This is a genomic window from Streptomyces sp. 2323.1, from assembly GCF_900221035.1.
Lineage (GTDB): Bacteria > Actinomycetota > Actinomycetes > Streptomycetales > Streptomycetaceae > Streptomyces > Streptomyces sioyaensis.
Window position 1 is genome coordinate 2,610,964 of sequence record NZ_LT907981.1, and the last position, 17,208, is coordinate 2,628,171.

Here is a 17,208-nt window from a genome sequence, read left to right on the forward strand (position 1 = left end):
CTTGCTTCATGCACCAGTCTCACGCACCGGACGGCGGTTTCCGTCCGTCGTCCAGATGCCGAGACATTTATTTCATCCCGGGTCGGGGCCCGGCGATCCGGCCCTAGCCGACGTCCAACCGCAGGAGATCTTCCTCCGTCTCCCGCCGGACGATCACCCTGGCCGCACCGTTCCTGACAGCTACGACCGGCGGCCGCAGCGAGTGGTTGTAGTTGCTCGCCATGGAACGGCAGTACGCGCCGGTGGCCGGTACCGCGAGCAGGTCCCCGGGCGCCACATCGGCCGGCAGGAAGGCGTCGCGTACGACGATGTCCCCGCTCTCGCAGTGCTTGCCGACCACCCGCGACAGCATCGGCTCGGCGTCCGAGGTCCGCGAGACCAGGGCCACGCTGTACTCCGCGTCGTACAGCGCGGTGCGGATGTTGTCCGACATCCCGCCGTCCACGGACACATACGTCCGCAGCCCCTCCAGCTCCTTGACCGTGCCGACCTCGTACAGCGTGAACGCCGTCGGCCCGACGATCGCCCGCCCGGGCTCGACCGACAGCCGCGGCACCGCCAGCCCCGCCGCCGCGCACTCGCGGCCCACGATGTCGCCCAGCGCCGCCGCGATCTCGTGCGGCTCGCGCGGGTCGTCGTCCGAGGTGTACGCAATGCCGAGGCCACCGCCCAGATCGATCTCGGGCAGCTCGATGCCGTGCTCGTCGCGCACGTCGGTCAGCAATTGCACGACACGGCGGGCGGACACTTCAAATCCGGCCATGTCGAAGATCTGCGACCCGATATGGCTGTGAATTCCGATGAGTTCCAGGCCGTCCAGCTTGAGCGCGCGCCGCACGGCCTCGGCCGCCTGGCCGCCCGCCAGCGCGATGCCGAACTTCTGGTCCTCGTGCGCGGTCGCGATGAATTCGTGCGTATGCGCCTCGACACCGACCGTGACCCGGATCTGCACCCGCTGGCGCTTGCCCAGCCGCTCCGCGATGTGCGCGACCCGCACGATCTCCTGGAACGAGTCGAGCACGATCCGCCCGACCCCCGCCTCCACGGCGCGGGTGATCTCCTCGGTGCTCTTGTTGTTGCCGTGCAGCGCGATCCGCTCGGCCGGCATGCCCGCAGCCAGCGCCGTGGCCAGCTCGCCGCCGGAGCAGACGTCGAGGTTCAGCCCCTCCTCGTGCAGCCAGCGCACGACGGCCCGCGACAGGAAGGCCTTCCCGGCGTAGAACACATCGGCCCCCGGCCCGAAGGCGTCCTTCCAGGCCCGGCAGCGCGCCCGGAAGTCGTCCTCGTCGAGGAAGTACGCCGGCGTACCGAACTCCTCGGCGAGCGCGGTGACGTCCAGCCCGCCGACGGTGACCACACCGTCGGCATTGCGCTGGACCGTACGAGACCAGACCCGCGGGTCAAGCGTGTTGAGATCGGCGGGCGGCCCGGCGTAGTGCCCCTCGGGCAACACATCGGCGTGCCGGGGCCCTGCAGGATGCGCGGAACGACTCATAACGGAGAGATCCCCTCAAAATGGTTCAGAGGTATTCGGGAGCGGAGATGCCGAGCAGACGCAGGCCGTTGGCGAGCACCGTCCCTGCGGCTTCGGCAAGCGCCAGCCGGGCACGGTGCACGGCCAAGGGTTTCTGCTCCCCGACGGGCAGTGGCGGAAAGTCGTCGTGCCAGCGGAAGAACGCATCCGCGGTCGCCTCCAGATGCCGCACCACCCGGTCCGGCGCCCGCAGCCGCGCGGCGGCCTCGATGGCCGAGGGGTAGGTGGCGAGAAGAGTGAGCAGCCCCTGAAGCGTCCGGCCGGCGGGGGCGGCCTGCGTTCCGGCGGGCTCACCGGACCCGGACCGTCGCGCCGCCTCGTCCGGGATCCCCGAGGCGCCCTCGGCCACCGGAAGCCCCACATCCCCCGGCTCCCCCGAAAACCCCAGCTCACCCGCGTTCCGCAGCAGCGCCCGGGTCCGGGCGTGCGCGTACTGCACCCGGAACCGCGGATTGCTCTCCCGCTGCACGGGCCGCTCCGGCACCCGCACCGGATCATGCGCGGCCGGCCGCAACAGCACCCAGCGCGCTTCATCGGAGCCCAGACGGGCGAGAAGGGCGACGAGCTCGGGCGGGTGGGGGACGGGGGACGCGCAACTGCGGTCCGGCGCTCCGGCCGCCACCTCGATCCGCGCCAACGCCTCGGCCACGACCACCTCACGGGCACTGGCACTGGCACTGGCAGCGGAACCGTCGGCCGAACCAGCTTCTGTGGTCAGGGGACTCCGGGCGCTCCGGGCACCCAGGTTGGTCCGGTCGCTCCGGTCGCCGTATCCGCTCCCCTGCGCCAGCACTTCCCGCACCAGGGCGACCTGCGCCTCGTCTCCCAGCGTGAAATTCAAGAACCCCGGTCCGGCGATCTCGACCCGGGCGATCCCGGGGCTCCCGGCCAGCCGCTTCCGCAGAATCTCGGCCACCTCGCGGGCCGGCCGGCCCGCCGGCTTGGCGAGCTGCAGCGCGACATTGGAGGCGTAGTCCCCACACCCGGGCCGCGGCGCCGGCCGCACCACAATCCGCGCCGGCACGGGCACGGAGAGCTCCTGCTCCTCCACCGCACCACGCACGGAGCGCAGGACGGTACGGGAGAGCTCAGCGGGGGTCACAGGACAAGCGTATGGGAGACCCCGGGTACCCATGCGACCCGGTTTCGCCCTGTGGACACTCTGCGTATCGATCCACACAACGATCCGCGGAACGACCCGGGACGATCACCCCGATTCCGTCCCCTACTCCCCACCCGCATCCACCACACCCACCCCACCGGACGTCGCGACCCCACCGGACGAAGCACCGCGCTCCGTCGCTCCCCCGCCCCCGTCGCTTTCCCCGTCCTCGTCCTCGGCCCCGCCCTCGGGCCCACGCTGCCGTTGCCGGCCCTCGCGTACCAGCTTCCCCACGGTCCGCACCAGCTCGGCCGGCTCGAACGGTTTCGCAAGGAACGCGTCCACCCCCACCGACTCCCCGTTGTCCACCTCGCCTTGGGTGCAGGCACTGACGATGGCGATCGGGATGTCCCACGTCCGCGGATCGGAACGCAAGCGCGCCGCGGTGTGCAGACCGTTGAGCCGCGGCATCACGACATCAAGGGTCACGACATCAGGTCTCACGTGGTGCACGACATCCAGACACTCGGCACCATCAGCCGCGGTCACGACCTCGAAGCCCTCCAGCTCGAGATTGACCCTGATCAACTGCCGGATCACCTTGTTGTCATCGACAACAAGGATCCGACCGGACAAGCCAGGCACACCATGAGACTAGGGCCCCACCTGCGACTGCGTCCCGGTTTTCCCCACTTCCGCCCCCGTGTGAGGGACCTTTCCCCGACCTCCACCGCCACCCGCTACCCATGCGCTAGGGACCGGCCGGCACCTCCCCCACCCCCTCCCCGACCTCCCGCGAAAGCTGTTCATGAACACCCCATCAGAGCTGGTAGGGTTCTACCCGTCGCCGCACAAACCGGCGACAACGCCCCCGTAGCTCAGGGGATAGAGCAACGGCCTCCGGAGCCGTGTGCGCAGGTTCGAATCCTGCCGGGGGCACCTTGTACCAGGTGCCTGAAGGACCCTCTGTTCAGTGGAGACACTGCGGGAGGGTCCTTTTTTTGTTTGCAACGAAGCCACCGCAAGGGTCGACTTCGGGTCACTCCCCTGCCGGGGATCCGCCAGGCGATGATCGTCGCGGGTCGGAGCCTGGCGGCTTTCCAGTCCCCGGTCATCGACATCGGCGACTTCTACCGTGCCGCGTGGGTGCATGGTCCTGAAACCAACCCGGACGCTTCCCCCGCGCCTTCACCTTTGGCCGCGCCACCTCTCCGTTGGCTGCCTACAACTGCCCGCCAGCACCCAGTAGTTCGTCAGCAGTGTTCGGGCACTGCGGCTGTGGCGTACGGCGGCCAGGTTCCAGGGGCGAGATCAAGTCGGTAGCCAATGCGGTCGCCGAAAAAGGACGGTCCACACCGGGGAATCCGGGACCGGCGCGTCCGGTGCGCCGCCCCACCTTGTACGGGAGGGACGGCGCACCGGATGCGGAACGGGCCGGGACGGGGCCCGGGTGAGGGCTACCTGTCGGCCAGCACGCTCCGTACGACGGCCACCGCTGCTGCTACGTCCTGTGCGGCAAGGCCCAGCGACAGGTACGCGGTGATCTCGTCGCCGCCGGTGCGCCCGGTCGCCGTGCCTCCCAGCACGGCACCGAGCTCGCCGCGGGGATGGTGTGCGGGATCGAGCAGGCCCTCCTTGCCCGGTTCGAGCAGTTCGGACGATTCGGCCATGGCCGCCGCGCGCTCGTCCAGGAAGACGGCAGCGGCGGCGACCAGGTCGGACGCCAGCTCGCGGGCCCCCGGCTGGCAGGCGCCCACCGCGTTGATGTGGGCGCCGGGGTCCACCGCGTCCCGTTCCAGGAAGGGGGCGGAGGAAGCGGTGGTGGTGCAGATGACCTGCGCCCCACGGGTCGCTTCATGGAGCGAGGCGCACGGGATGGCCTCCACTCCGAACGTGGTCCGGGCCCAGCGGGCGAGCGCGGCGGCCTTCTCGGGGGTGCGGTTCCACACCGTGATCCGTTCGAATGGCCGGACCGCCAGCTGCGGCGCCAGGTGCGCGTAGGCCTGGTCACCCGCGCCGAGAACGGCGAGGACGCGGGCGTCGGGGGCGGCCAGGGCGTCGGTGGCGACGGCGGAGACCGCGGCCGTGCGCAGTTCGGTGATGACGCTTGCGGGAAGGACGGCCAGGGGCAGCCCGGTATCGGGGGCGAACACCGTGACCGTACCCACGTGCGACGGCAGACCGCGTCGCGGGTTCTCCTTGTTCACCACGACGGACTTGATGCCGAACCAGCGCTGCCCGGCGACCGGAACCTGCGCGGGCATGGAGCCGAAGAGGGCAACCGGTGCGCCTGTCGCGGCTCCCGGGGCGGGGGCCGAGCGCAGTACGGTCCGTACGGGCTGGACGACCTCGCCCGCCGAGACGGCGGTCATGACTTCCCGCATGGCGGAGACCGCGGTCGCCGGCGGGAGATGCTCCCGGACCTGCTGTTCGGACAGCAGCTCCGGCGCTTCGCTGCGCATCGGGCTCACCACCCGCGGCCGGCGGGCCGGGCGGTGGTCACGGCCGGGCCGGTCAGCAGGTCGGCGCGGGTGAAGGCGGACCAGACCATCCGGATCGGGCGGGTCGGCGAGACGAATTCCAAGCCGTGCAGCCGGGCCGCGGGCGCGGTGGTCAGCGCGAGCGGGACCTCCCCGGACGCCACCGCGGCCGCCGCGGCACTGGTGGAGTCCACGAGTACCAGCTCGCTCACCTCGTAGGAGTCGGGCAGCAGTTCCTCCACCAGGAAGCGCGGGGCGGGGTGGGTGGCGATCCGTACCGGCGCCTCCCCGGGCGCGCTGTCAACGGGTTCGGGTGCGGCGTCGTGTGCCCGTGCGGCGCGGGCTATGCCGTAGAACGGGGTGTCCTTGACAAAGACGGCCGCCAGCCGGAACTGCGGGTTCATATAGAAGCGGTCGATGTGCGAATACGCGTTGGCGACCACCGCGAGATCGGCCTTGCCCGAGGACAGCAGGTCACCGGCCTCTTCATACCGGCCGCACAGCCGCACCTGCGCGGATTCATGGCCGTAGGAGAGCAGATGGCCCGCCAGGTACCGCGAGGCCTGTTCGCTGCTGGTGCCCGCCGGGCCCAGGGACGCGATGGTCAGGGAGCCGGAGCGGGCGAGCCGGGAGAGAGCGGTGTCGGTAATGCCATGAGGTGCTTCGGCAATCGTTGAAGACATGGATCCCCCTGGAACGGTGAGGTGAAAGGTGCGGATGAAGGCATCGGAAAGCGCGGTGGGCGTGGGGCTCCGCCGGTCACGGGCGCGTGTCGGTGGCCGGCCGGGCGATGGGGAAGGTGACCGGGTGGTTGAGGTGGCGGTAGGCCGGCAGCTGCCCCGACACCGCTCGGTGGTGGAGTTCCTGGACCAGCCGTGTCGTCGGGCCGGGGAGGCCGTCGCCGACCGGGCGGCCGTCGATGGTGACGACCGGCACGACCTGGCACCCCGTGCCGGTGAGGAACACTTCGTCCGCCATGTGCAGTTCGGAGCGCAGCACAGTGCGTTCGGCGGTCCGCAGACCGCCCTCGGATGCCAGCAGGTCGATGACGACGGCGCGGGTGAGGCCGGGGAGGATGTCGGAGCCCAGGTGCGGGGTGGCGATCTGGCCGTCGCGGACCACGAAGAGGTTCGCGGTGCTCGCCTCGGCCACCTCTCCACGCTGGTTCAGCATGATGGCGTCGTCGTACCCCGCCGCCGAAGCCTCGTCCACGGCCAGTGCGTTGTTGGCGTAGCCGCCGGTCACTTTGGCGTTCACCGGGAGCGAGCTGTCCGGAATCCGCCGCCATGAGGACACCCCGCAGGTGATCCCGTCGCGGGAGACGTAGGCGCCCATCGGCATCGCCATGATGGTCAGCGCCGTCGAGACACCGCTCAGCCGCACTCCGAACGGCGTGCCGGGCTGCAGCGCAAGCTTGTGCACGACGGGCCTGATGTAGGCGTGGCCGTTCAGCCCGTTGCGGCGCAGCAACTCGGCGGTGATCTCTACGAGTTCCGGTACGGAGTGGGGGAGGTCCAGGCGCATGAGGCGGCACGAACGGTGCAGCCGCGCGTAGTGCTCCGCGGCCTGGAAGAGGTACGGGCCGGAGGCGGCCGGCTCGTCGCCACCGGCCGGGCCGGACGATTCCGCGCCGTCGGAAGGAGGGACGGACGGGGCGTCGGGGCCGGGGCCGGGCAGGGCGTAGGAACGGATGCCCTCGAAGACACCGGTGCCGTAGTGCAGGCCCTGGAGGCCGGGGCCCATGTACAGGTCGCCGGCGCGGATGAACTCTCCCTGGTGGAAGATCCAGGGGGTCTTCGGCGGGACGGGCGCGGTGGCGGGTGACTCCGGCGATGTCGTGTGGGTGCCGGTCGATGAGGTGGGGGACGACGTGGTCACCGGCCCGACCTCCCGCCGGCCATACCGAGGGCGATCTGCCGCTCGGAGTCCAGCGAGGAGCGGCGGTCGTGGACCCGGGCCGCCTTCCAGCTCACCATGGCGCCGGTGGTCGTGATGCCACCCAGCTCCCCGTAGGAGACGGTGAAGGGGCACCCCCAGCGTTCCTGCGCCAACCGCTTCAGCGCCTCGGTCCGGTCCTCGGTGAGGGTGACGCCGCCGGCCGTGTGGAGCTGGATGGCGAGGGTGTCGGTGCCGTCGGCGGCCCGGTCGATCACCAGTTGGTAGTCCAGGACGCCCTCGGCGCGCGGCAGCAAGGAGTCCTCCAGGTCGTAGGCGGTGACCCGCTGTCCGTTGAGGTCGATCACATCGCGGACGCGGCCCAGCGGCAGCAGGAACTCCGAGGGGTAGCCGGCCCCGGAGGCCGGTTCCAGGGCGACCAGGTCGCCGGTCCGGTAGCGGACCAGTGGCTTGCTGCCCTGGTAGAGGTGGGTGATGACCAGTTCGCCCTGGCGGCGTCCGTGCGCGTCCGCGATTGCCGGTTCGGTGGTGACGGGATCGATGACCTCGTACAGGACGTTCAGCGGTACCGTCCGGAGGCGTCCGTCGCCGTGCACGGCCCCGAGGATGGAGGCCTCCTGCGAGGCGTACAGGCAGTTGTAGGCCGTCGCTCCCCATGCCCGGCCGATCATGTCGAGCAGGCCGGGGGTGGCCAGTTCGCCGGTGAGCATGAAGAAGCGGATGCCGAAATCGCGGCGGGGGTCGAGGCCGGCGGCGGTCGCCTGCTTGGCCAGCGACAGAGCAACGTTGGGGGCGCAGAAGACCGCGGTGACCTGGATCTCGCGCAGCACCTCCAGGGCTCGGCCGAAGCCGACCACCGGCGAGTGGGGCCACATCTTGGCATGGGCGTGTCCGAGGTTGCGGCTGACGTCCCCGAAGGTGTCGCCGGTCGAGTGGAGCTCGTTGGGGCCCATGACTCCCACCATGTGGCCGCTGCCGTGGGCCCGGAAGACATGGTCGTAGCAGACCGTCAGCGCCGTGTTGTTGACGATGCTGTCGGTGTTGTCCCGGGGGCAGGGGGTGGAGCGGCCCGTGGTGCCGGTGGTCTCGTAGAACACCCAGGCCCGGTCGAGCGGCTGCGACAGCATGGCGTGCAGCTGGGTGCGCAGGTCGTCCTTGGTGGTGAACGGCAGGTCGGTGACGGACTCCCACGAGAGATCCGCGAGGGAGGACTCGTCCAGGCCGGACAAGTGACCGGCGTAGAAGGGCGAGTTCTTGGTGACGTAGCGCAGGGTCGCGCGGAGCTGTTCCAACTGGTGGGTGCGCAGTTCCTCGGGGGTCCATTCGCCCGCGTCGAAACGGCGGTGGTCGGAGAGGGTCCGACGGGCGAACGCATCGGTCTCGTCGTCGAAAATGGTGAACACGACAGGTACTCCTGTGAGGGCATGCTCGTGCGACGCGGCGCGGCCGTGCCGCCTTGGGAAGGGGAGAACGGAGAGGTAGGGAGGGGGAAGGAATGCCGCTGAGGACTCGGGGCGGAATGTGAACCGCACTCGGCAGAAAGGAGTCGTTCCTGGGAGAGGAATGCGGGGCAGACGTCCGGGACGGCGGAGACACTTGTCCCGCCATTCCCGGTTCGCCTGCTGCCCTCCCGCTTTCCACGGGAAGTCCCGGGCGCCGTTGTCCGGGTGAGGGAAATGCGTGGGGACGCCGTCCGGCACGTTGTCCGGCCGGCACGGGGCAGCCGGCACATGGCGGCAGCCGGATCCGGTGGGGCGTTCGCGGAGACGTCAGGAAATGCGTCTCGGGGGCGCGCGTCGGGAAGAGGCCCTATCAGGGCCGCGTGGCGCAGTGCGCGCCACAGGGAAGGTCAGCGCATCAGGGGAAGGCTTCCGGTGAGCCGGTTGACCAGCTTCTTGGCGCCGAAGATTCCCACAGAGGCGTAGGTGAGTTCACCGGACGGGGTCGTCGCCATGCGCTCGCCGTATTCGTCGTAAGTCCGACAGGACTGGGCCAGGTCGCTGAATCCCACGACGACCGCTTCCGGGTCGGCCGCGGCCTCGCGGCGGATCCGCGCGATGTCCTCGGCGGTGGACTTGAGAATCGGCACCGGAATAAAGGTGATGCCCAGATGCACCTCACCGTCGGCGTCCTTGACATCGGTCCCGATCAATTCCGGTACCTGCTGCCCCAGCGTGAGCGAGGCGACCGAGGCGGCGTTGAGAATCAGGCCGGTCGGCAGCTCACCGTTGACGACAATGACGCACTTGCTGGAAGTGAGATCACGTTTCATGCTGTTCCTTGCTTTTCTCGCGTTCGGTGGAACATAGGGTGCAGCGGGGTCGCACACCCGGGCGTCGTGCCCCGGGTGCGGTGAGGAAGCCCTCTGGGGAGGGCTATGCCTCGGCGTTCTCCCCGTGGGCGGACTCACGGGCGGAGCGGGGGGCGGACGTGGCGGCGGGTTCCGTGACGACCGCAGGGGACGGGGTGGTGGACGCGGCGACTGTGCGGCTTCTCCCTCTGCGGACGGGTAGCCCGTACCCCGCTCCCAGGACGACGGCCGCGATGACCACGGCGCAGCCCACGATCTCGATCCACCCGACCGGTTCGCGGCTGATGGCGGCAGCGGAGATCAGCCCGAACACCGGGACGAGGTTGAGCAGGTTGACCGCGGTGCTGGACGGGACTCTGCGCAGGCCGTGGTTGTAGAGGAAGAACGCCACGACCGAGCACATGACGGCCAGGAAGGCGAGCATGCCCAGCCCTGCCACATCGGGCATCCGCCAGGACCGCCATTCCAGGGGGCACAGGACCAGGAAGCCGAAGGCGCCGGCGATGGTCTGGTAGTACGTGTTCGTCATGGGGCTGTGGCCCTTGCCGGACCGGCTGGCCGCGATGTTGTACGCGGCCCAGGCCACGCCGGCCACCAACAGGATGACATCGCCGAGCAGGCGGTGCGGGGCGCTGGATTCGGCGCTCTGCCGCACGATCAGCCATACGCCCGCCATGGCCAGCAGCATTCCCGCGACCCGGCTGACGGTGACTCGTCCCTGACCCAGCAGAATCTCGGTGATCAATGTGATGACGGGAAAGGCGGCCACGATCACTGCGGCATCGGCCGCGGTGGCGAAATCGACCCCGACGTTCTCCAGCCCGAAGTACGCGGTGATGCCGAGCAGGCCCGCGCACAGCATCTTCACCACGGTGCGGCGCGGCGGCGGCCGCCAGCCGCTCTGCAGGCGGACGAGCACACACAGGATGAGCGCAGCGGCGGTGAATCTGATCGCGCCGATCGTCAGGGGCGGCAGCTGACCGAGCAGCACTTTGGTGACAGCGAAGGAGGTGCTCCAGATCAATGCCGCGCCGAGAATGGCAAGGATCGAACCCCAGGGGGGACGCTGGCTGTTCATTCCGTCCGGCATGGTGCCTCCTGTGCCGGGCGGTGCAATAACTCTCGGTTCCGTGCGCTCATGGGGCGACCTCGTAGTCGACGACCACCCAGGTGGCAATGGCACGCCAGAGGTCGACCCCGCTGACGTGGTCGGGATGCCCGAGATAACTGCTTACAGCGTCCGCGTCGGAAAAGGTTCCGGAGAGCGCGAAGTCATAGGCGACCGGCCGGTCGGTAGTGTTTCTCCCGCACTCCCACGACAGGATTTCCGGTATGTGCTGCGGATGGTTCCTGGTGGCCGCCTCGGCTCGTTGCGCACGCGGGTCGCCCCAGTCCACCCCGGGATTGAATTTGAATAATACGACGTGACGAAGCATTTCCCCTCACGGCGTTTTCAGGTGCGGTTTGCCGTATAGCGATCATGGAAGTCTGCAGGAGGGAGCGGCGTCAACGTGCGCCCAACATCTGAGACGCGGGCTCCTGATAGAGCCCCAATGGTCCGGCATGTCCTGGCGCGAATGGCGACTAACCGCCGGTAACGCAAGCCCAACACGCCTGGAATGCAGAGGAGTTGTTGCACCGGGCGTTGCGGCTGAGCCCGGAGCCGGTGCGTCACGCCAGGACCGCGGACTGTGATGGTGCATCAAAATACTTGCCTGCAAGGGAATTTGGTGCCGCGCGCGGCCACTGCCTCGCAGCACGCGCGCATGCCACGCGGCTTGTCCCCGGCGGTCCGCCGTCCGGGGCTCCGTCCGGCGCCGCGGTGAGATCCCTCGCCGGCACCGGGCCAACGCAACGACCGGGCACCCGGCCCATTGGCCGTATGCCCGGTCGGAGGGGGAAGCGGGGCTTTTGTTGCGGTCAGCTGTCCAGGCGGACCGGCAGTGACTCGATGCCGTACACGATCGAGAGCTTGCGGAATTCCAGGTCCTCCGGGTTGGCGGCGAGGCGCATGCGGGGGAAGCGGCGTACCAGGGCCGGGTAGGCGGCGCGGAGTTCCATGCGGGCCAGTTCGGCGCCCACGCAGCGGTGGATGCCGTAGCCGAAGGCGAGGTGGGAGGGGACGTTGCGGGAAGGGTCGAACTGTTCCATGTCCGGGCCCAGTTTGCCGTCCCGGTCCGCACCGCTCAGGGAGCACAGCACCACATCTCCGGCGGTGATCTGGACACCACCGATTTCCAGGTCCTCGCGGGCGAAGCGCGGGAAGGCGACCTGTACGACGGTCAGGTAGCGGAGCAGTTCCTCGACATAGCGGTCGACGACGTCGTCGCCGTCGTGCAGGGCCGCGAAGTGCTTGGGGTCCTGGAGGAGGACCAGGGCGCCGAGCGCCAGCATGCTGGCGGTGGTTTCGAAGCCGCCGGTCAGGACGCCGTCGGCAAGGCCCGCCAACTCTTCGTCGCTGACCGAATCGCCGTGTTCCTTCACGATCATCCCGAGCAGACCGTCACCCGGGTTTTCACGCTGCTTCTTGACGATGTCCCGGAAATAGGAAAGCGATTCCGATATGGCACCGAAAGAGGCGTTTGCGCCACTGAAAAGATCGAAGCGTGCGGCACTGAGGCGTTCGAAGTCGGCGCGGTCTTCATAGGGGACGCCGAGGAGTTCGCAAATGACGAGGGAGGGGATAGGGAGGGCGAAAAGTTGGACGATGTCGACCGGGTCACCGTCCTTGCCCGCCTTTTCCATGGCGTCGAGCTGCTCTTCGACAATCTCGTGGATGCGGGGGGTGAGCCGGCTGAGGCGGCGCATGGTGAATTCGGGCGTCAGAAGGCGGCGGAGGCGGGTGTGCACGGGCGGGTCGGCGAATCCGAGTCCGCCGGGGTTCTGTTCGGCGCCCGCGCCGGCCTTGCCGACGAGGTTGGTGAAGTCCGAACTGAAGGCACCGGCCTTCCCCAGCACCGCCTTGACCTCGTCATAGCCGGTGACCAGCCAGACGTTGGCAGCTATGGGTACGGGAAGCCGGCTGATGGACTCCTTCTCCCGGACGGCCGCCAAATCGCCCACCGGGTTGAGGCCATCGCGCCGCAATGGCATCAGGACGGACTCGGGCAAGAAAGACATTCGAGACAGGTCGAATCCTTTCCTGCGCGTTCTCGCCAGATACATACGGCCGGCCCAGGCGATGATCCGGGAACGGAGAGTCGTCATGACGCTAATACTGCCTTTCGTCGAGGGGCTCGGTCACCCGCGCTCCGCGGCCCACGGCGGCCGGGAGAGCACGGAACCGCCGCTCGGCGTGCACGGGTGTGACGTACGCCATAGCCCCTCGCTCACGGTGGTCATGGCTCAGGTCCATGCCATCGACCGGAGTCTTCGGTCGTCCGCATCAGCGTGACGAGCTCGGCCTCGGCCTTCTTCTTCTATTCGGTCTGGACGAGTTTACAAAGTGCCATTGGGCGCGTTCGCGGAACAACCCGGAACGGCCCTGAGCGACCCCTGGGGTGCCCCTGATTCTTCCCTTAGGCACGGCCGCGGCCCCGCCGCTCCCACGCCTCTGCACACCTCACCCCGCCCTTCCCTGTGCGCCACTTGCCGTTGCGGCAGGCGTGGTCGTGCTCGACGGTGGCGCCTGCGCGGCGCGCGCCTTGCCGGACGTTCGGCCGGCCATCGGCATCCGGGGGTGGGATGCGGCCCGGGTGAACTCCTCGACGTGCCGAGTGTGAAAGATCCCCTATATGTGGTGGAGCAGACCCTCCTGGGCGGCGGAAGTTTCTCCGGCCTGGGGGTGCGTGGCCGTTCAGGGCGGTAACCGGTTGCGGGTCCACCCACGGGGCCGGGGCGCCGCGTACGAGCAGCTCAACAGCACCCCGGCAAGGGCCGGTTGGGGGTCACCTCGCGGCGCCGGGAGCGCACGGCCGACCCGGCGGGGGTACCCCGACGCCCCACCCCGCCCATTACCCACCGTGATGGGTTGCGGACCCTCCGGGGCCTCTCTAGCGTGAAGGAGAGCGAGAGAAGTCGGCAGGGCGCGTCGCCGGAGCGTGGCGCGCGGCAGGCAGAAGCCGCACTCGCAGCCGGGGAAGGGTGCGAGAAGCACCGTGCCGGCGGGGCACAGGCCCCGCCCGTCCGTCCAGTGACGCCCGGTGACACCACACGATCCACCCCGCAGGGACTCCCCTGAGGCTCTCCCCTTCGCAGGAGGAAGCGCATGTTTCCGAAGTCGAAGACCGGCAAGATCGGTGTGTTCGCCCATTGCGTGCTGTCCGGTGCGCTGAGCGGGGCCGTCGTGGCCGGCCCGGCGCAGGCGGCCGACGACGAGGACGATCTCGCCCCGTACGAGGGCCGCGTCGTCGCCAAAAGGGGTGTGGTGCTGCGCACCGGGCCGAGCTACGACTACCGCGCGGTCGGATCGAAGCGCTACGGGGCGGTGGTGGCGATCGCCTGCCGGCTCAACGGGCAGGAGGTCGAGGGAAACCCGGTCTGGTACAGGCTCAGCGATGCCTCGTATGCCTGGTCCTCCGTGCGTCACATCGTGCATGACGGGGAGGACCCCCGCTGGTGTTGAGGGGCCGGGCGGGGGCACCCCGAGGGGTGCCCCTGAGGTAGCCCCGGGTCCGCATCCGGGGCGTACGTGGCCCGTACACGCCCGTATGCCCCGGACGTCGCATCCGACATAACGGAAATAACAGTCTCCGCTTGCTACGTTGCCAGGCATGACGGCAATGGCAAGGGCGGCCGCCGCGCGCCCGTTGGACACTCCCCCACCGTTGCCGCTACTGCCCAAGCGACGGGGCATCGAACTGGCCCTCCTGGTAGGCGCCGTTCTCATCAGCGTCTGCGGGTACGTCGTCGTGGGGCTCACCCGGTGGCACGCCCTGCCGGGCGGTGCGGTCCGCTACGGCGCGGGGCTCGGCGGGCTCGCGCTGCTCGCGCATCTCGCCGTCCGCTTCCGCGCCCCGTACGCCGATCCGCTGCTGCTGCCCACCGCGGTGCTGCTGAACGGGATCGGACTGGTGCTGATCTTCCGGCTCGATCTGGACACCCCGGGGAACCACGCCGCGCCCACCCAGCTGGTGTGGTCGACGGTCGGTTTCCTGCTCTTCATCGGGGTGGTGGTGCTGCTGCACGACCACCGGACGCTGCAGCGGTACGCCGCGCGGTGTGCGGGGCTCGCGCTGCTGCTCATGGCGGCGCCGATCCTCTTCCCCGCCGTCAACGGGGCGAAGATCTGGATCCGGCTCGCCGGATTCTCCATTCAGCCGGGTGAGTTCGCCAAGGTGCTGATCACCGTCTTCTTCGCGGCCTATCTTGCGGCCAACCGCGGCGTGCTGGCGCGCACCGGGCGCAGTATGGGGCGGCTGCGGCTGCCCGCCGGCCGGGTGCTCGGGCCGGTCGTGGCGATCTGGCTGGTCAGTGTGGCCGTACTGGTCCTCGAACGCGATCTGGGGACCTCGCTGCTGTTCTTCGGGATCTTCGTCGTCCTGCTGTACGTGGCCACCGGGCGGACCGGCTGGATCGCGGTCGGGCTGCTCCTGGCGGGGATCGGGGCGGCCGCCGTCGGCACGCTGGAGCCGCATGTGCACAGCCGGGTCGAGGACTGGCAGCACCCGTTCGCCGGGATCGCGGCGGGGCAGGGGCCCGGTCAGCTCGCCCAGTCGCTGTTCGCGTTCGCGGCCGGCGGGATGTTCGGCACCGGCCTCGGCCAGGGGCATTCGTACCTGATCGGCTTCGCCATGAAGTCCGACTTCATTCTGGCGACGTTCGGCGAGGAACTCGGGCTGGCTGGGCTGACCGCGCTGTTTCTGCTGTACGCGCTGCTGGTGGCCCGCGGCTACCGGGCCGCGCTCGGGCTGCGGGACCCGTTCGGCAGCCTGCTGGCCGTGGGCCTCGCGGCGCTGCCCGCCCTCCAGGTCTTCGTCATCGCGGGCGGGGTGATGGGGCTGATTCCGCTGACGGGGATGGCGATGCCGTTCCTCGCGCAGGGCGGGTCCTCCGTCGTCACCAACTGGATCATCGTCGCGCTGCTGCTGCGGATCAGCAATCGGGCACGGACGCCACGGGCGGAGGGGGGCGAGAGCGGCAGCAAGGCGGGGAGTGCGGCGGCCGATGTCGGGGGCGCGGTGACCGGACCCCCGGCGCACGCGGCGGACCACCGGCCGGCCGGCGAAACGGTCAACGAGGCGGCGCGGGACGGCAGGAGCGGGGCGGGGTGCCTCGCCGGGCGGGACACCTTGTTCGGGACGGGGAGCTGGGTGGCGGGCTTCCTGAAGCCGACCGGTTCGCCGTCCCGGAGCCGGCCGCCCTCGGCCCCGTCGCCGGCCCCGGCCGACGAGGCCTCCTCCCCGGAGGCCGGCCGTTGATCCGCTGCATCCGCCATACCGCCGCCTTCTCCTTTCTGCTCCTCGTCGCGGTGCTGGTCAACGCGGCCCGGGTGCAGATCTTCGAGACGGAGCGCTACGGCACCAGCCCGGCCAACCGCCGCACCTCGATCGCCCGTTACGAACAGCCGCGCGGAGCCCTGCTCGTCGCGGGCCGGCCGGTGACCGGGTCCCGGGACAGCGGCGGGCGGCTGCGCTACGAGCGCAGCTACACCGAGGGGCCGCTGTATGCGCCGGTCACCGGCTACTCCTCGCAGATCTACGGGACCTCGCTGCTGGAAAGCGCCGAGGACGGCGTGCTCTCCGGCGCCGACGACCGGCTCGCCACCTTCCCCTGGTGGGACCGTCTCACCGGCTCCCACCGGCCGGGCGGCAGCGTCCACACCACCATCAACCCCCGGATGCAGCGCGCCGCGTTCGACGGCCTGGGGGACAAGAAGGGCGCGGTGGCCGCGATCGAGCCGCGCACCGGAAGGGTGCTGGCGCTGGTCAGCACGCCGTCGTACGACCCGGGTGAGCTGTCCGGCAACGGCACCGCGGTCAGCGCGGCCTGGCGCCGGCTGAACGGCGCCGAGCGGCGGCCGATGCTCAACCGGGCCCTGGGGGAGACCTATCCGCCCGGCTCCACCTTCAAGGTCGTCACCGCGGCGGCCGCGCTGGAAAGCGGCAAGGTCACCGATATCGACGCCCCGACGGACTCCCCCGACCCCTATCCCCTGCCCGGCACCGCCACCCGGCTCGGGAACGCCGCGAAGGGGTGTGCGGACGCCCCGCTCAAGGACGCCTTCCGGGCCTCGTGCAACACCGTCTTCGCGCGGCTGGGCGCCGAGATCGGGCTGCGCGGCATGGCCGCCACCGCCGGGAGGTTCGGCTTCAACGACCGCCGGCTGCGCATCCCCTCGCCCGTCGCACCGAGCACCTTCGACACCCGGATGGATCCCGCGCAGGTCGCGCTGTCGGCCATCGGGCAGTACAACACCGCCGCCACGCCGCTCCAGATGGCGATGGTCTCGGCGGTGGTCGCCAACGGGGGCCGGCTGGCGCCGCCGTACCTCGTCGACAAGGTGACCGACGCCCGGGGCGTCCTGGTCGAGGACGGGCCGCACCTCCCTGCCCGCCAGGCGATCGGACCGGTCACAGCCCAGCAGCTCCAGGAGATGATGGTCGACGTCGTCGCGCACGGCAGCGGCCGCAGCGCCGCCGTCAAGGGCGCCACGGTCGGCGGCAAGACGGGCACCGCGCAGCACGGGGTGCACAACGCGGGCATGCCGTATGCCTGGTTCATCTCCTGGGCGCGGGCGAAGGACAGTTACGAGCCGGCCGTCGCGGTGGCCGTGGTGGTCGAGGACGCGGCCGCCGATCGCGCGGACATCAGCGGCGGCGGGAGCGCGGCGCCGATCGCCCAGGCGGTGATGGCGGCGGCGATGGGGTGAGGTCCGCGGGCGGGGCGGGCGTTGCGGCCCGACCGTCGGTGCGCGGCCCAGCCGCCGGTGCGCGCCCCGGCGGTG

General features: G+C 70.2%; 14 protein-coding genes and 1 tRNA gene. 4 read left to right on the forward strand and 11 right to left on the reverse strand.

The genetic code is table 11. The features are described from left to right. Nucleotides 1–103: 103 nt before the first annotated feature. The 3 genes from lysA to CPH93_RS10565 form a co-directional block, all read right to left on the reverse strand. Nucleotides 104–1,495 carry a diaminopimelate decarboxylase gene (lysA, locus tag CPH93_RS10555; protein ID WP_093485176.1) on the reverse strand — a complete coding sequence of 464 codons (1,392 nt, stop codon included), beginning with the start codon at nucleotides 1,493–1,495 and terminating at the stop codon, nucleotides 104–106. A gap of 25 nt (nucleotides 1,496–1,520) precedes the next feature. Then, nucleotides 1,521–2,636: an ArgS-related anticodon-binding protein NrtL gene (gene nrtL / locus CPH93_RS10560; RefSeq protein ID WP_096212629.1), complete on the reverse strand. Its 1,116-nt coding sequence runs from the start codon at nucleotides 2,634–2,636 to the stop codon at nucleotides 1,521–1,523. Between the two features lie 123 nt (nucleotides 2,637–2,759). Then, nucleotides 2,760–3,272 (reverse strand): response regulator, encoded by a 513-nt coding sequence (locus CPH93_RS10565; protein WP_040900021.1) that lies wholly within the window; start codon nucleotides 3,270–3,272, stop codon nucleotides 2,760–2,762. 231 nt (nucleotides 3,273–3,503) lie between these two features. Between CPH93_RS10565 and CPH93_RS10570 the strand changes: the two genes are divergently transcribed. After that, nucleotides 3,504–3,575: transfer RNA gene (locus CPH93_RS10570), tRNA-Arg, on the forward strand. 518 nt (nucleotides 3,576–4,093) lie between these two features. Here the strand turns inward: CPH93_RS10570 and CPH93_RS10575 are convergent. The 8 genes from CPH93_RS10575 to CPH93_RS10610 form a co-directional block, all read right to left on the reverse strand. Continuing rightward, nucleotides 4,094–5,098 (reverse strand): ornithine cyclodeaminase family protein, encoded by a 1,005-nt coding sequence (locus tag CPH93_RS10575; RefSeq protein WP_096212630.1) that lies wholly within the window; start codon nucleotides 5,096–5,098, stop codon nucleotides 4,094–4,096. Nucleotides 5,099–5,103: 5 nt separating this feature from the next. Beyond that, entirely contained in the window at nucleotides 5,104–5,799 is a 696-nt protein-coding gene (locus CPH93_RS10580) for a hypothetical protein (protein ID WP_231977262.1), read from the reverse strand. A gap of 76 nt (nucleotides 5,800–5,875) precedes the next feature. Continuing rightward, nucleotides 5,876–6,994 (reverse strand): aminotransferase class IV, encoded by a 1,119-nt coding sequence (locus tag CPH93_RS10585; RefSeq protein WP_096212631.1) that lies wholly within the window; start codon nucleotides 6,992–6,994, stop codon nucleotides 5,876–5,878. Next, nucleotides 6,991–8,415, reverse strand: a complete 1,425-nt coding sequence (locus CPH93_RS10590; protein WP_093485172.1) for a phenylacetate--CoA ligase family protein — start codon at nucleotides 8,413–8,415, stop codon at nucleotides 6,991–6,993. The genes CPH93_RS10585 and CPH93_RS10590 overlap by 4 nt, the downstream gene beginning before the upstream one ends. 446 nt (nucleotides 8,416–8,861) lie before the next feature. After that, a complete protein-coding gene (locus CPH93_RS10595) occupies nucleotides 8,862–9,284 on the reverse strand; it encodes a DUF2000 domain-containing protein (RefSeq protein ID WP_093485171.1) in 423 nt (140 codons plus the stop codon). A 103-nt stretch (nucleotides 9,285–9,387) separates the two neighbouring features. Next, entirely contained in the window at nucleotides 9,388–10,413 is a 1,026-nt protein-coding gene (locus tag CPH93_RS10600; protein WP_197708747.1) for a DMT family transporter, read from the reverse strand. A gap of 46 nt (nucleotides 10,414–10,459) precedes the next feature. Beyond that, entirely contained in the window at nucleotides 10,460–10,759 is a 300-nt protein-coding gene (locus CPH93_RS10605; RefSeq protein ID WP_096212632.1) for a Dabb family protein, read from the reverse strand. Nucleotides 10,760–11,243: 484 nt separating this feature from the next. Beyond that, nucleotides 11,244–12,530 carry a cytochrome P450 gene (locus CPH93_RS10610; RefSeq protein WP_093485169.1) on the reverse strand — a complete coding sequence of 429 codons (1,287 nt, stop codon included), beginning with the start codon at nucleotides 12,528–12,530 and terminating at the stop codon, nucleotides 11,244–11,246. Nucleotides 12,531–13,530: 1,000 nt separating this feature from the next. On the opposite strand from CPH93_RS10610, the gene CPH93_RS10615 reads away from it, so the two are divergent. From CPH93_RS10615 to CPH93_RS10625, 3 genes are all read left to right on the forward strand, one after another. Continuing rightward, nucleotides 13,531–13,887: a hypothetical protein gene (locus CPH93_RS10615; RefSeq protein WP_096212633.1), complete on the forward strand. Its 357-nt coding sequence runs from the start codon at nucleotides 13,531–13,533 to the stop codon at nucleotides 13,885–13,887. 148 nt (nucleotides 13,888–14,035) lie between these two features. Next, a complete protein-coding gene (locus tag CPH93_RS10620; RefSeq protein WP_443031437.1) occupies nucleotides 14,036–15,682 on the forward strand; it encodes an FtsW/RodA/SpoVE family cell cycle protein in 1,647 nt (548 codons plus the stop codon). Next, nucleotides 15,679–17,133 (forward strand): penicillin-binding transpeptidase domain-containing protein, encoded by a 1,455-nt coding sequence (locus tag CPH93_RS10625; RefSeq protein ID WP_096212635.1) that lies wholly within the window; start codon nucleotides 15,679–15,681, stop codon nucleotides 17,131–17,133. Before CPH93_RS10620 ends, CPH93_RS10625 begins: the two co-directional genes overlap by 4 nt. Nucleotides 17,134–17,208 lie beyond the last annotated feature (75 nt).